This is a genomic window from Bacillus mesophilus (genome assembly GCF_011008845.1).
Taxonomy (GTDB): domain Bacteria; phylum Bacillota; class Bacilli; order Bacillales; family SA4; genus Bacillus_BS; species Bacillus_BS mesophilus.
The window spans coordinates 119948-134177 of sequence record NZ_JAAIWM010000006.1; the positions used below are offsets into that span (position 1 = coordinate 119948).

Consider the following 14230-nt stretch of genomic DNA (forward strand, 5'->3'; position numbering starts at 1 on the left):
TAATACAAAACCAAGAGGATAAATCATAATCATTAAAAACTAGATTATAAACGATCAGGTTAGCTCAATATAATATAAACTAGTGGGCATTGAATGAAATTTTTAAAATGTCATACCCACTCTTCTTGTGTTATTATTTAGAGAGACGAAATATTAATTTAGTAACATGTTTTTATTATAGGGGGAGTTGGATGGAGCAAAAAGTGAAGGAAGCATTATGGAGTAAATCCTTTATTTTGCTTATGCTTGGAAACTTATTTATATTTATGTCCTTTCAAATGCTAATTCCCACTCTGCCTCCATATATAAAGTCAATTGGGGCGTCGGGTTTTGAAATTGGCTTGGTTACCAGTTTGTTTTCAATAGGGGCTATTCTGAGCCGGCCGTTTATTGGCTATATGCTGGAATATAGAAAAAGAAAGTCTCTGGTTATTGTTGGTGCTGTGTCTTTATTAGCTATAACTTTTACCTATCCACTTTCACAAATTGTGGTGGTCTTTCTTGCGTTCCGTTTTCTACATGGGTTGGCATGGGGATGGTCAACAACTGTGAACGGTACAGCAGCAGTTGATGTAGTACCTAATTCAAGGCTGGGCGAAGGAATGGGGTATTTTGGACTTTCCGTGACATTGGGGATGATTATAGCACCAAGTTTAGGCATTTATCTATATCAGGTTACAACCTTCGATAACCTCATCTACATATCTGGCATTCTAGGGGTAATTGCTGTTGTCTTGTTAACCATCGTTAATTACTCCACACCTGAAGCTGTAAAAAACACAAAAAAAAGCGATCTTACCTTTACCTATTTAGGATCATTGGTAGAAAAGTCAGGGTGGTATCCTGCCTTTATCACGATTATGGCCACTTTTGGATATGGATCGATCATTACCTTTATTGTTATTTTTGGAGAAGAAAGAGGTATTGACCAAATCTTCTTATTTTATTTATCTAATGCGATCATGGCTTCACTTGCTAGACCATTTGCTGGTAAATGGTTTGATGAGCGAGGACCTAAGGGATTAGTTTTATTATGTACTATGATTACCTTTATCGGAATGTGGGTACTATCCTTTGCACATTCAAATTTACTCATTGTCATCGCGGGTGTATTGTTTGGACTCGGATTTGGTTCACTACTTCCGACACTTCAATCATGGACGTTATCCATCACACCAACAAACCGAAGAGGTGTGGCAAACGGAATGTTTTATTCATCGATTGATCTTGGTATTGGATTGAGTGGACTAGTGTTTGGAGTGTTAGCTCAATTTTTAGAAATTGCCACCTTATTTCAAATTTCAAGTATCTTTCTACTATTTACAGTTGCCCTAACCTTGTTAGAAGGTCGGAATAAAAGACTTAGAGAACACCAAGCTGTTTCATAGTATTGAGGAGTATCTTATAAAAGATGCTCCTTTTATTTGAAAGTGAAGACCAACCAATAATTGTACTGAATTAAGAATGTTCAGTTTCTTTATTTGAAATGCAAAATAAAAGAGGTATTATTATAGATAACTAGACTTATTTCGTTTATCTAAAGATTTTCTACACCATGTTTGGAGGCTTAGTGATGGTAAAAGCTTTATCTTTCTTAAAACCTTATCGCGTTCAAGTAGTAATTGCACTTATTTTAATGTTAACGGAGCTATTTGTAGAATTACTTCATCCATTATTAATGGCAAAGATTATAGATGATGGAATTATAAAAGAGGACCTCGGTGTAGTGATCACCTGGGGAAGTATAATGGTTGGGATGTCTTTATTGGCATTTTTAGCGGGTATTACGAATTCCTTTTATGCCGCACATGTTAGTCAGAGCTATGGATTTGATATAAGACGAAGCTTGTTTGAGAAAACTCAATCCTTTTCATTTGCCAATTTTAATGCCTTTCCAACATCATCACTCATTACGAGAATGACAAATGATGTGACGCAGCTTCAAAACACCATTTTTATGGGCTTGCGAATTATGCTTCGTGCACCTCTTTTAATTATTGGTGGAGTCATTATGGCGCTAGTGGTTAATGTAAAACTAGCTTTATTTTTAGTTATTACTGTACCAGTCCTTTTCTTCTTTTTACTTTGGGTAATGAATAAAGGTGGTGCGTTATTTAGCCATGTACAAGGAAGACTAGATAAAGTTAATGGTGTCATGCGTGAGAATTTGGTTGGTATGCGACTCATTAAAGCTTTTATGAGAAGAACTCATGAGGTAAAACGTTTTACAAAGGCAAACGAAGAATTACGAGAAAAGACAGTTTCTGCTCTCCGGTTAATGGAAACGACGATGCCGCTGCTCCTACTATTAATGAATGCTAGCGTAATCGCCATTTTGTGGTTCGGAAGCTTTGATGTAAATAACGGTGGAGCTCAGGTAGGGGAAGTGGTTGCGATTGTTCACTATGCAATGAGAATCACATCGGCACTATCCGTTTTCTCCTGGATTGTTATGGCCTTTTCTAGAGCAAGAGCTTCAGCTGATCGAATTGTTGAAGTGTTGGATACGGAGATTGATTTAACTGATGCTGAAGAAGTAAATAAAGAGGCGAAAGTAAGTGCTGGAAAGATAGAATTTCAACATGTATCTTTCAACTATCCTGGGACGACAGAAACAGTGTTAGAGGATTTAACTTTTACAATCAATCCTGGAGAAACGGTAGCTATTTTAGGTGCTACAGGGTCTGGTAAATCCTCATTATTTCAGCTCATTCCTAGGTTATATGATGTAACAGCGGGCAGGGTTTTGCTAGATGGGCAGGATGTAGCCTCCATGAAGATGGAAAGCGTTCGAAAACAAATAGGATATGTACCGCAGGAAGCACTCTTGTTTACAGGAAGTGTGAGAGAGAATATTGAATGGGGAAAGGATAACCCTACAATCGATGAAGTCATTCAAGCAGCTAAGGATGCTCGAATTCATCAAACGATTGATAAACTCCCTAAAAAATATGAGACAGTTGTTGGGCAAAAGGGTGTTAACCTATCAGGAGGACAAAAGCAAAGGTTGTCAATTGCTCGAGCTCTTATTAGAAGACCTAGGATTCTTTTACTGGATGATAGTACGAGTGCCCTTGATTTAAAGACTGAAGCAAATCTATTAAAAGCAATTAAGGACTATACTTGTACGACATTAATCATTACCCAGAAAATTAGTACGGCACTTGATGCTGACAAAATTCTTCTTCTTGAGGATGGGAGATTATTAGCAGAAGGAAGTCATGAAGAGCTTCTGAAGAAATCATCACTTTATAAAAAAATCTATGTCTCTCAATATGGAGAGGAGGTAAGAAGCCATGTTTAAGGAGTTGACTAAGCCATTTAAGTACAAGAAGATCGCCCTTAATCAAGATCAGCAAACAACACCTTCCAAAAAAAAGCCACGGGCAAAAAATTGGGGAGGAACAATTAAGCGGATATGGAGATACCTCTCTGAACAAAAGGGACTGCTCTCACTCGTGCTAATTATGGTGGTAATTAGCTCTGGTCTAGGATTATTGGGGCCTTTCCTCATTGGAGTAGCAATTGATGATTATATTGTAAATCGAGATCCTAATGGATTTATTACCTTATTAGTCAGTTTGATATGTGTTTATATCTTTTTTTCCATCTCCTTATGGCTCCAAAATGTTTGGATGATTGGAATTGCACAAAAAACGGTGGAGAGAATGAGGAATCAACTGTTTCGCCACTTACATCGTTTACCTATTCCCTTCTTTGATAAGCGACAGCACGGAGAATTAATGAGCCGTATTACAAATGATATAGAAAATGTGAGCTCTACATTAAATAGTTCCGTTATTCAAATCTTTTCAAGTGTTCTAACATTAGTTGGAACAATCTCGGTGATGATTTACTTAAGTCCTTTGTTAACGCTAATCACTCTTACCATAATTCCAGCCATGTTTTTAGGAATTCGCTGGATTACAAACAGAACAGGAAGCTTATTTAAGGAAACCCAAAAGAACCTAGGCAATCTAAATGGCTACATTGAGGAAACAGTATCTGGTCAACGCATAGTTAAGACGTTTTCTCGTGAGGAAAAGGTAATGGCAGAATTTATTGAGAAAAGTGAGCGCTTAAAGGGGTCTGCATTCTGGGCGCAAACCTTTACTGGTTTTATCCCAAAGGTAATGAACGTCCTTAATAACCTTAGCTTTGCAATTATAGCCGGGGTCGGTGGAATTTTTGCTTTGAATGGGATGATCTCAATTGGTGCGATTGTGATCTTTGCAGAATATTCTAGGCAATTTACACGCCCATTAAATGATTTAGCTAACCAGTTTAACACCTTACTTTCAGCGGTAGCTGGAGCAGAGCGTGTTTTTGAAATTTTAGATCATGAGGAAGAAGAGAATGATGAACAGAACGCAGGTGAGCTTAGTACAGTAAATGGAGAAGTTGAGTTTAAGAATGCGAGCTTCTCTTATGAAAAAGGGGAAGATACGGTTAGTGGATTAACATTCCACGTCCAACCAGGGCAATCAGTTGCGTTAGTGGGACCAACGGGTGCTGGAAAAACAACAGTAATTAATCTCTTATCAAGGTTCTATGAGCTAGATCAAGGAATGATCCTCATTGATGGAAACGAGATTTCGAGTATTAAGCGATCTAACTTACGTAAACATATGGGGTTTGTGTTACAAGATTCTTTTCTATTTGAAGGTACAGTGCTAGAAAACATTAGGTATGGCAGATTAGATGCTACTGATGAGGAAGTCATTGAGGCTGCCAAGCTAGCTAATGCTCATTCATTTATTAAGAAGTTACCAAATCAGTATATGATGAAATTAAAACAAGATGGTAGTGGAATCAGCCAAGGACAACGTCAGCTATTATCGATTGCTAGAGCGATTCTTGCGGATCCAACCATTCTTATTTTAGATGAAGCCACAAGTAGTATTGATACGATTACGGAAATGAAAATACAAGAGGCATTACAAAGATTGATGGAAGGAAGAACAAGCTTTGTTATTGCCCATAGACTCAATACGATTCAAAATGCTGATATCATCCTGGTATTAAAGGAAGGCAAAATCATTGAAAAAGGTACACATGAAGAGCTTCTAAATTCTCATGGATTTTATTATGAAATGTATCATAGTAAGGTTGAAGATGATGCAGTATAAATCAAAAAAGCTAGCCCCTCACTTTAAGAGGGGCTAGCTTTTTTAGTAATTGACCCAGGTTCTGAGCTCACCTGGTTCTCTTTTTAAGGTCATCTCACCTATTACTTTTCTTCGACACCCACTTTCAAGGTGATCAAGAATTTCATTCCAATCCTTTTCGAAAGGAAGAAAGGGGACAGGATATGTTTTTTTATTACCTTTATGATTAGCCTCAATTTTCATAATCGGTGAACCACTCATTTTACCTTTTTTAACTTCATATATATCCGAATAGCTTATGGAATGACGAGTCATACCAAGCTGCTTTAAAATAAAACCTTTTTTAGTTAAGATAATTCGCTGACTTTTAATAGCTGCATAGATGATGGCACACGCAATAATATAGAGACTACTAAAGCCAATTAGTGATAGCCATTTTTGTAATCCATCATGATTCATTATGTTGATAAACGTACCAGCCAATATTACTAAACCATAGACGGTAATCATTACTTTCTTGATTCCAACAGTAACGGGAACATACACTTTGTCTTCTTCCATACTACTCTCTCCTTTACTCCTTACTCTTAAAAACAAAGGGTTCTATCTTTTCACTATTCCCGAAAACAGCAAAGATAATGATAAATTTTAGTAATAGTTTGGTATTTATGTTAATTTAAGGGCTTCTAATTAGAAAGGATATTGATTGTCATAACTGATTTAACGATGTAATAACCTATTCAAAGAAGAGAGAAATATTCTGTTATTGAAGAAAAATAAATAGTAATTAGTGGGAAATTTTGTATTGTCCAATGGGTATTTATAGATTATAATTTTTTTTGTAATGTTATAAAATTCTGAAAAATCGGAGGTTACTATGACTGAGTTTATTAATTGGCTGGTAGGAATACTATGGAGTTCACCGATGATCTATGGTTGTTTAGCAGTTGGACTATTATTTTCTATATTAACTAGGTTTTTACAGGTTCGTTATATTAAAGAAATGTTTTCATTAATGTTTAAAGGTAAAAGCTCTGATGCGGGAGTTTCTTCATTTCAGGCTTTAGCTTTATCACTATCAGGTCGTGTAGGTACTGGTAATATTGCGGGAACTGCAACTGCGATTGCTTTTGGTGGTCCTGGAGCTGTATTTTGGATGTGGGCAATTGCCTTTATCGGGGCTTCAAGTGCATTCATCGAATCAACTCTTGCTCAAGTCTACAAAACAAAGCAAGACGGAGAATATCGAGGGGGACCAGCTTATTATATCGAAAAAGGTATTGGCTGGAAATGGTACGCTGTAATTTTCGCTTTATCTGCTCTTTTGGCAGTAGGATTACTAATGCCAGGAATTCAATCAAACTCGATCGCAGTGGCAGTTGAGAATGCGTTTGGAATTGAAACAAATGTTACAGCTATTATTATCATTGCTTTATTAGCTCTTATTATTTTTGGTGGTGTAAAACGTATTGCAAAAGCCGCGTCTTACATTGTTCCTTTCATGGCAATTGGATACATTATCCTATCTCTAATCATTATTGCTATGAATATAAGCGAGCTACCTGCAGTTTTAGGATTAATTTTCAGAAGTGCATTTGCATTAGATTCAGCATTTGGTGGAATAATCGGGATGGCGATTGCATGGGGAGTTAAACGTGGAATCTACTCGAATGAAGCGGGTCAAGGAACTGGGCCCCATGCAGCGGCAGCGGCAGAGGTATCTCACCCTGCAAAGCAAGGCTTAGTGCAAGCTGCTTCTGTTTATATTGATACCCTTCTTGTATGTTCAGCAACGGCATTTATGATTTTATTTACTGGAATGTACAATACACAAGCACCTGATGGAACATTCATTGTAAATAATCTACAAAATGTTCCAGCCGGAGCAGAATACACGCAAAATGCAATTGAATCTGTTTTGCCTGGGTTTGGGGCAGCATTTGTAGCAGTAGCATTATTTTTCTTTGCTTTTACAACCATCATGGCTTACTACTATATTGCTGAGACCAATATTGCTTATTTAACTAGAGGAAGATTTGGAAAGCCAGCGATGTTGATTTTAAAAATTGCATTACTTGCTGCGACCTACTACGGAGCAGTGGAGGAAGCCGACTTAGCCTGGGCGCTAGGTGATGTTGGGCTCGGTCTAATGGTATGGTTAAATATGATTGCTATTTTAATTCTTGCAAAGCCAGCATTAAAAGTGTTTAAAGATTATGAGATGCAAAGAAAAGCAGGCGTAGATCCTGTCTTTAATCCAGAAAAACTCGGAATCAAGAACGCAGACTATTGGGTTACAGACTTTAAATATGAGCCAGACGATTCAAAACCTTCAAAAAAGGGTAAATCATTAGACGTATAGAAATAGAATACAGTATATATGACAAGCCTTGTATAACAGGGCTTGTTTTCTCTTTTCATAGACTGTGTTAATGAACCATGTACAGAGCCTTTTCTCAAAATAACACCATTTCGTACCTTTGGCCCTATCAGGTTCTTGTATTTTTCAATAATGGAGGGAAATCTCATGATCAAAGTTCAAGACTTAGATACACCTACACTTTTACTAGATTATAAAAAAGTAATTCAAAATATTTCTGAAGTATCTTCGTTTGCAAACGAGATAGGAGTTGCAGTTCGACCACATATTAAAACTCACAAATCTATTAAGATTGCTGAGCTGCAGCTAAATGCAGGAGCAGTTGGAATTACTGTTGCAAAAATAGGTGAAGCAGAGGTAATGGCTGAGGGTGGAATAAAGGATATTTTAGTGGCCTACCCTATTGCAAGTCCTCAGAAAATTAATAGAATAATACAGTTACTTAAAAAGGGAATACGGGTGAAGGTAGCGGTCGATCAAGAAGTTCAACTGCAGTTATTAAACGATGTACTTCAACATACATCATTGGAATTAGAAGTATGGATAAAGGTAAACTCAGGTTTAAATCGTTGTGGTGTAGAACCAGGACCCCATGCACTTAAATTAGCAGAAAAGATTATGATGAAAAAGCAATTAAAGCTTGGTGGGATCTTCACTCATGCGGGTCACTCATATGCGGCTAAATCTATAGAAGATATCCATAAGATTGGTGTAGATGAAGGGAAGGCTGTGGTTGATAGTGCAAGTGAGTGTGAGAAGGCGGGTATTCCCATTGCAGTTAGAAGTGTGGGTTCAACACCAACATATAAACAGGCAGGAGCGGTAAAGGGTATTACTGAAATTAGACCTGGAAATGCAGTATTCTTTGATGCCATTCAAGTTGGCTTAGGTGTCACAACGTTAGAAAGATGTGCACTTACACTGTTAGCATCTGTGGTTGGTGTATACCAAGATCGAATCGTGTTTGATACAGGAAGTAAATCACTTTGTTTAGATAAAGGTGCTCACGGAAATGAAACGGTGAAGGGCTATGGTTTAATTCAAGGGCATGAAGAGATTACCCTAGAGCGTTTATCAGAAGAGCACGGGGTGGGAGTGTTCCTGCAATCCCCTAAACTTCAAGTAAACGATGTTGTGCAGATTATCCCAAATCATGCATGTACGGTAGCTAATATGTTTAATGAATATGTAGTTCATGAGGACGGACTTGTCATTGATCATTGGAAGGTAGATGCAAGAGGGAGAGTTAAGTAACATTATAAAATAAATAGCGGGTGACTTGGGTCACCCGTATTTGGAGTAAGTTTTGAAGTGCCTAATTCTCTGTTCATTATATATCGTCTTTTATTTTCATACTTACGTTACACAGACTTTGCGATGGGAGGGGGATGAATGATGCTGTTCGGATTCGTTAAAAATTCTCTTATCTCTTCCTTAGTTAAACCTAACTGAATGGCTTCTAGCACTAATTCAACCCACTCTTGGTCCAATTCTTCCCCTAATAAAAAATGACTTTGCAGCTTTTCTACTGAATTCATTTTATTGACCTCCTAAAACTAGTTAGACTAGCTGCAAAGTTAATCAGATCATAAGGGGTCTGATACCTCACATCATCATCTTTAATGAATGTTCATTTTAATGGTTAGTTCAATATTCATATTATATTTAACATTTTTGGAAAAATGTGTTAAAAATTGTCGGTAAAAAAATTTTATTTATCATACTTTTTTCATAGTAATTCAATTATATAGAAAGTTAATTATGAGTCTATTTTACTTAATTATTCTACTTGCTTTACTTTTCTTTATAGGAACAGTATACTAAAATTAGGTGTTCTTAGTAAAGAACAAATTCGGTGATTCTATCAATATTTCACATAAGCATAAGTAAGGGGGATTTTACTTAGAGGAAAAGGAGAAGTAGACTAATGGATGGGAAGATTATTAAGGAGTTGCGTTTAAAAAGAGGGATGAGCTTAACGGAGCTCGCAAATGTATCTGGTGTATCAAAATCCTACTTAAGCTTTATTGAGAGAGGCAAACAAAATAACCCTAGTATTGAAGTAATAGAAAAGCTTGCTGCTGCTCTTAAAATTGAGGTCCATTCTTTAATATCTTGGGAAAACAAAACCGACCGTGATCTTTTATCAATAGATAAGGAAATTATTGATTTAGCCTTAGAAATGAGTCAATCACAGATTGATAAAGCAAAACTGCGTCAGCTTATTGAAATCCTAAAGTAATAGATTTTCTATACATATTTTTTTTGCTACAGTTGTTCTTTATAAAGAATGTCTTCTTTCTACTTCTATAAGAATAGTAATTAGCATATGTATTACTAGACTTGTCCTCATTTCAACATTAGGGTAGGATGGTTTATTTTATTCAAAGGAGATTGGTTATATGTACAAAAAAACATGTGATCGTTGCATAAGAGCCTCCTATAGTAGTAGTGAGTTTGGTAAATGGATTTGTCCTTCTTGTTATAAGGATATAACTCATTTAAAGCTGAGGAAGCCAGAAGTTACAAAGATACAGAAGGTCATACCCCTATATAAGGAGCAACTGAAGCAGAAAAAAAGAAAGCTTCGATTTTTAACTTATATTTAAATTGTGAGATAGGTAGAATCCTCGTTAACCCACACATAGAATATGCATGCATCTCCTACTATCCAACCTCTTAATGGCTAGGAAAGACAAAAGCGTTAAGTGGGAGTTAGAACTCCCAACTTAACGCTTTTAATTTTTTAATTTCCATTTGTTAAACTCTAAAAACTCTTTAAATTGTTCTTTTGAAACACCTGAGTTCATAGCGTCACGCACAAGGTTTGCCCAGTCGGAATCAAGAACTTCTTTCTCTATTGAGTCTGACTCTTGGTTATCAAGCAGAGTATTGACAGAGACTCCTAACACGGCTGAAATCTTTTCCAGAAATTGAATTGAAGGATTAGATTGGAGGTTTCTTTCTATTGAACTTAAGTATGATTTCGCAATTCCTGCTCTTTCAGCAAGCTCGGATAAAGAAAGCTGTTTGCGAAGACGATATTGTTTAATGCGTTGCCCGATCAATTTTGTCACCTTCCTTCGTTCTTATTATAACATATAACGAAGAAAATGTTCCATTTGAAGAACGGGAAATTATCAATACTTTGATGTATTTTACTTATCGAGGGTTTGTTCATTTAAAAAGGATTGGATCTCCAGAACACTTAATCCCATATCCAAGGCAGCCAAAATTAGGTCAATCCACTCTTGGTCAAGCTTTTCTAAACCTTTTGATAGATCTGTAATCATAATATCCTCCTAAAATACGAATTGTATTTCAGGCAGACCAGCCGTCATCATTAGAATAAAAAATCCAACCTTAGACCCGTGACTTTGCGTCCCTATTTTTCAACAGGTTTGCCTTTTTCTGAATGATTATATGTCTAGTTATGTGTGCATATAACTTTAAGTGTAGAAAAAATATTACGTATGTACTATATAAGTAAATTATATGGAAGTAATTAGAAACATAGTGTTGAAGCCTGTCGAATACGAAAGATTAAAAAACCAAATTATTTTACATTTTTTTCAATAAACCCAGAGGAACTAAGTAGAATTCGGTAATATTCAGCGATTAATAAGCGATAATAGAATAAAACCTTTATATTTCTATTTGAATAGATAAATCTATCAGTAAAAATATGTAAGTAAACAATAGATTTTGTCGAGAACTTTTTCGTGAAAATAGGTTTAAAGACTTAACTTTTTGTTAAAAAGTATTAGTTTTATCGTCAATATATAGTGTTAAAGGTATACGTCCTTCTACTAGATAGGTAAATGGGCTGATAAAAGCCATATTTATTTAATATTTTAGGGTTTGCCGATAGAAAAAGGACCCCTATTTTGATGGCATAGAGATCCTCGAATCTATTCTATTAACTATTTAGGTTAGTAGATGGAAATATCAGGGTAAATACAGTTCCTTTACCTACTTCACTTTTTACGGAAATAGTTCCTCTCATTGTTTCAATAATGCGGTAAACAACCATCATACCAAGCCCTGTACCTTTTACCTTAGTTGAAAAATAGGGTTCACCTAGTCTAGCCATTTGGGTAGATGTCATTCCACTGCCATGATCCTCAATTTTGATAATGACTGAGTCTTCATCTCTAAGTACAGTAATAAACAAACAGCCACCAGTAGCCATGGATTCTATACTGTTCTTCAGGATATTAATTAGGCACTGCTGAAATTTAGTCTTTTCACCAATAATCCATCCATCCATCATACTCACATTTATTTGCACATTTGCATTATTAGCTAGTGGAGTTAAGATTGAGACCACATTTATGATTTCATTTTGAATATTTAAGTTCTCATTTTGTTCCAGAGCTGGCCTTGCAAATGTGAGATAGTCCCGTATAATCCTTTCGGCTTGATCAAGCTCTTGAATCGCTATTTCGGAATAGGATTTCCTTTGCTCATCTGTAATCTTAGGTTGCTTTAAAAGCTGTAAAAACCCCCGGGAAGAAGTAAGGGGATTTCTAATTTCATGTGAAATAGATGCTGCTAGATGGCTGACCACATTCATTTTTTCGGCACGCTGAAGGTGATTTAAAATTAGGAAATGATTATGTGATAGTTCGAGTGTGTATACGATAATTGCAGTTCCGAAAGATATGGCTAATAGAAATAATAAGCTAGTTGTCCAAGAAAACGAAAAAATATGTAGCTTCCATAATATTAATCCCATTAATAGGGAGCTTAAGGTTGTTGCAGTAATCAACTTTAATCGAAGTCTCATTTTTAAATACATGGGTGAAAAATAGTAAAAGAATATAGTAAATGAAATACCTATAAACACTAGATTGATAGGAAATGTTTTACTAGTAAATAAAATGAGCAAGATAGAGCTTACTAGTAAAGAGATATATCCTAACCAACCTCCGTATAAACCGGCAATGATGATAGGAATTAAACCAAGATCAATGATGGTTCCATTTGTTTGTTGCATCGGGAAAAAATAACATAGAATGACTCCAAGTATACAAATACTGACAAGCAGTTGCTTTTGGAAATTCGAATAAGGTTTATATCTCGAAGTAATATTAACATTTACAATGTAAATGAAAAGAAGACTTATGAATAGGAACAGATTCACAATTAAATCCTTTGCGATGACTGACAAAGTAAGTCCTCCCTTTTTTAGAGACTCTATTTGTACAATTGTTGATTGAATACGGTAGTTCAAGGGCTCGATACCGAACCTATAAAAACAACAATGTGTGGAAATGAGCACTCTTAAATAAAGCTATAAGAAAATTCTATCAAATGTGGATAATTTTACAATACTTAAAATAATCTGAAGATGATCGTTTTAATTAAAATGTGTTATACCCACTAATACATGAGATTTTTTTCACATGTAGAGGGTATATTAATCATTAAAAAAGCAGGAGTCTTTCTTCTATGATACAAGCAATATTATGGGGTGGATTAGCGGGATCCTCTCTAGTATTAGGAGCAATTCTAGGGATATATAAAAATATACCTAATAAGGTGTCAGCCTTTATTATGGCTTATGGAACAGGGGTACTAATAGGTGCAGCTACGTTTGAGCTATTAACGGATGCTGTTAGAGATGGAGGAATACTATACCCTTCGATAGGTTTTTTACTAGGAGCCCTTGCATTTATTATAGCTGAGCTATTGATTATGCGAAAGGGTGGACACGAACGGAAGCGATCAAAGGTTAGTCCAGCGGGTCATTCAGGATTAGCCATTTTTATAGGGTCCATAATGGATGCCATCCCTGAGTCCACGATTATTGGCGTTAGCCTTCTAGAGGGTCATTCTGTCAGCTGGGTGATTATAATCGCTATATTTGTAAGTAATTTTCCTGAGGGGTTATCTAGTAGCATTGGAATGAAAAAAGACGGATATTCCAAAAAGAAGATCCTTTCTTTATGGTTAATTGTAATGCTTTTATCATCAGTAAGTTCTTTACTCGGCTATGTATTAATTGATGTTTCCTCACTGATTTTAATTACAACGATTGGTGCTTTTGCAGCTGGAGGTATATTCGCAATGGTATCCTCAACTATGCTGCCTGAAGCATTTGAAGAGGGAGGACCTTTGGTTGGCTTTATTTCTGCATTAGGGCTTCTAACCGCATTAATTTTAACTTATTATGGATAACTTCAACCAACACTAAGGTTAAGGTTGGTTGAAGTATTTTACTATAAATCCCTCTAATAGTTTTGAGTGCCGTTTTTAGGTCCAGGAAGTGGCCCCTCGAAGTTCGGATAACCTGGAAAAGGACTCGGGTTGTTCGGTCCAGGAAGTGGCCCCTCGAAGTTTGGATAACCAGGGTAAGGACTCGGGTTGCTCGGTCCAGGAAGTGGCCCTTCAAAGTTTGGGTAACCAGGGTAAGGACTCGGGTTGCTCGGTCCAGGAAGTGGCCCTTCAAAGTTCGGGTAACCAGGGTAAGGATTAGGGTCCTTAGGTCCAGGAAGCGGGCCCTCGAAGTCTGGATATTCTAGGTAAGGATTTGAGTTCTTATACCCTGGGAGTGGTCCTCCAAAGTTCGGATAACCTGGATAAGGGCTCGGGTTGTTAGGTGGACCTGCAAAATTAGGAAAGTTAGGATATGAAGGCATCTGATATGGATTGAAAGTACCAGGATTCACTCCATTAAAATGATAATAGCTAGCGGGATTGCTGAGAAAAGGATTAAAATTTGTATGTCTCATGTTGA

The 14230-nt window shown here is 36.4% G+C and carries 13 protein-coding genes and 1 riboswitch; of the genes, 7 read left to right on the forward strand and 6 right to left on the reverse strand.

Annotated features, from left to right (window positions below; translation table 11 throughout):
• Positions 1 to 191: 191 nt before the first annotated feature.
• The 3 genes from G4D63_RS16270 (at position 192) to G4D63_RS16280 (ending at position 5129) form a co-directional block, all read left to right on the forward strand.
• The gene (locus G4D63_RS16270) at positions 192 to 1388 is read left to right on the forward strand and encodes an MFS transporter (protein WP_163180739.1); all 1197 of its coding nucleotides are present in this window, start codon (positions 192 to 194) and stop codon (positions 1386 to 1388) included.
• A gap of 185 nt (positions 1389 to 1573) precedes the next feature.
• Positions 1574 to 3304: an ABC transporter ATP-binding protein gene (locus G4D63_RS16275; protein WP_163180740.1), complete on the forward strand. Its 1731-nt coding sequence runs from the start codon at positions 1574 to 1576 to the stop codon at positions 3302 to 3304.
• Positions 3297 to 5129, forward strand: coding sequence for an ABC transporter ATP-binding protein (locus G4D63_RS16280; protein ID WP_163180741.1), 1833 nt, complete (start codon positions 3297 to 3299; stop codon positions 5127 to 5129). Before G4D63_RS16275 ends, G4D63_RS16280 begins: the two co-directional genes overlap by 8 nt.
• Before the next feature lie 42 nt (positions 5130 to 5171).
• Here G4D63_RS16280 and G4D63_RS16285 read toward each other — a convergent pair whose 3' ends face one another.
• Positions 5172 to 5669, reverse strand: coding sequence for a hypothetical protein (locus tag G4D63_RS16285; protein ID WP_163180742.1), 498 nt, complete (start codon positions 5667 to 5669; stop codon positions 5172 to 5174).
• A gap of 316 nt (positions 5670 to 5985) precedes the next feature.
• Between G4D63_RS16285 and G4D63_RS16290 the strand changes: the two genes are divergently transcribed.
• Together G4D63_RS16290 and G4D63_RS16295 are read left to right on the forward strand one after the other, a co-directional pair.
• The gene (locus G4D63_RS16290) at positions 5986 to 7470 is read left to right on the forward strand and encodes an alanine/glycine:cation symporter family protein (RefSeq protein WP_163180743.1); all 1485 of its coding nucleotides are present in this window, start codon (positions 5986 to 5988) and stop codon (positions 7468 to 7470) included.
• Positions 7471 to 7635: 165 nt separating this feature from the next.
• Positions 7636 to 8742: a D-TA family PLP-dependent enzyme gene (locus G4D63_RS16295; RefSeq protein ID WP_163180744.1), complete on the forward strand. Its 1107-nt coding sequence runs from the start codon at positions 7636 to 7638 to the stop codon at positions 8740 to 8742.
• A 107-nt stretch (positions 8743 to 8849) separates the two neighbouring features.
• Here G4D63_RS16295 and G4D63_RS16300 read toward each other — a convergent pair whose 3' ends face one another.
• Positions 8850 to 9026 (reverse strand): anti-repressor SinI family protein, encoded by a 177-nt coding sequence (locus tag G4D63_RS16300; protein WP_163180745.1) that lies wholly within the window; start codon positions 9024 to 9026, stop codon positions 8850 to 8852.
• 389 nt (positions 9027 to 9415) lie between these two features.
• Here G4D63_RS16300 and G4D63_RS16305 point away from each other — a divergent pair, with 389 nt between their 5' ends.
• Complete coding sequence (locus G4D63_RS16305; RefSeq protein ID WP_163180746.1) at positions 9416 to 9730, forward strand: helix-turn-helix domain-containing protein; 315 nt, start codon at positions 9416 to 9418, stop codon at positions 9728 to 9730.
• 496 nt (positions 9731 to 10226) lie between these two features.
• Here G4D63_RS16305 and G4D63_RS16310 read toward each other — a convergent pair whose 3' ends face one another.
• From G4D63_RS16310 to G4D63_RS16320, 3 genes are all read right to left on the reverse strand, one after another.
• On the reverse strand, positions 10227 to 10556 hold the full coding sequence (locus G4D63_RS16310; protein ID WP_163180747.1) for a helix-turn-helix domain-containing protein: 330 nt from the start codon (positions 10554 to 10556) through the stop codon (positions 10227 to 10229).
• A gap of 90 nt (positions 10557 to 10646) precedes the next feature.
• Positions 10647 to 10781: an anti-repressor SinI family protein gene (locus G4D63_RS16315; RefSeq protein ID WP_163180748.1), complete on the reverse strand. Its 135-nt coding sequence runs from the start codon at positions 10779 to 10781 to the stop codon at positions 10647 to 10649.
• 28 nt (positions 10782 to 10809) lie between these two features.
• Positions 10810 to 10904, reverse strand: a riboswitch (cyclic di-GMP riboswitch).
• 503 nt (positions 10905 to 11407) lie between these two features.
• The gene (locus tag G4D63_RS16320; RefSeq protein ID WP_163180749.1) at positions 11408 to 12661 is read right to left on the reverse strand and encodes an ATP-binding protein; all 1254 of its coding nucleotides are present in this window, start codon (positions 12659 to 12661) and stop codon (positions 11408 to 11410) included.
• Positions 12662 to 12942: 281 nt separating this feature from the next.
• On the opposite strand from G4D63_RS16320, the gene G4D63_RS16325 reads away from it, so the two are divergent.
• Positions 12943 to 13671, forward strand: coding sequence for a ZIP family metal transporter (locus G4D63_RS16325; RefSeq protein ID WP_163180750.1), 729 nt, complete (start codon positions 12943 to 12945; stop codon positions 13669 to 13671).
• 53 nt (positions 13672 to 13724) lie between these two features.
• Here the strand turns inward: G4D63_RS16325 and G4D63_RS16330 are convergent, their stop codons facing one another.
• Positions 13725 to 14225, reverse strand: a complete 501-nt coding sequence (locus tag G4D63_RS16330) for a hypothetical protein (protein ID WP_163180751.1) — start codon at positions 14223 to 14225, stop codon at positions 13725 to 13727.
• Positions 14226 to 14230 lie beyond the last annotated feature (5 nt).

Excerpts from the sequence above, each read along its gene's own strand:
- G4D63_RS16275 (WP_163180740.1), top strand. The coding sequence starts at position 1,574 with ATGGTAAAAGCTTTATCTTTCTTAAAACCTTATCGCGTTCAAGTAGTA.
- G4D63_RS16285 (WP_163180742.1), bottom strand. The coding sequence starts at position 5,669 with ATGGAAGAAGACAAAGTGTATGTTCCCGTTACTGTTGGAATCAAGAAA.
- G4D63_RS16300 (WP_163180745.1), bottom strand. The coding sequence starts at position 9,026 with ATGAATTCAGTAGAAAAGCTGCAAAGTCATTTTTTATTAGGGGAAGAA.
- G4D63_RS16295 (WP_163180744.1), top strand. The coding sequence starts at position 7,636 with ATGATCAAAGTTCAAGACTTAGATACACCTACACTTTTACTAGATTAT.
- G4D63_RS16290 (WP_163180743.1), top strand. The coding sequence starts at position 5,986 with ATGACTGAGTTTATTAATTGGCTGGTAGGAATACTATGGAGTTCACCG.
- G4D63_RS16280 (WP_163180741.1), top strand. The coding sequence starts at position 3,297 with ATGTTTAAGGAGTTGACTAAGCCATTTAAGTACAAGAAGATCGCCCTT.
- G4D63_RS16330 (WP_163180751.1), bottom strand. The coding sequence starts at position 14,225 with ATGAGACATACAAATTTTAATCCTTTTCTCAGCAATCCCGCTAGCTAT.
- G4D63_RS16305 (WP_163180746.1), top strand. The coding sequence starts at position 9,416 with ATGGATGGGAAGATTATTAAGGAGTTGCGTTTAAAAAGAGGGATGAGC.
- G4D63_RS16315 (WP_163180748.1), bottom strand. The coding sequence starts at position 10,781 with ATGATTACAGATCTATCAAAAGGTTTAGAAAAGCTTGACCAAGAGTGG.
- G4D63_RS16325 (WP_163180750.1), top strand. The coding sequence starts at position 12,943 with ATGATACAAGCAATATTATGGGGTGGATTAGCGGGATCCTCTCTAGTA.
- G4D63_RS16270 (WP_163180739.1), top strand. The coding sequence starts at position 192 with ATGGAGCAAAAAGTGAAGGAAGCATTATGGAGTAAATCCTTTATTTTG.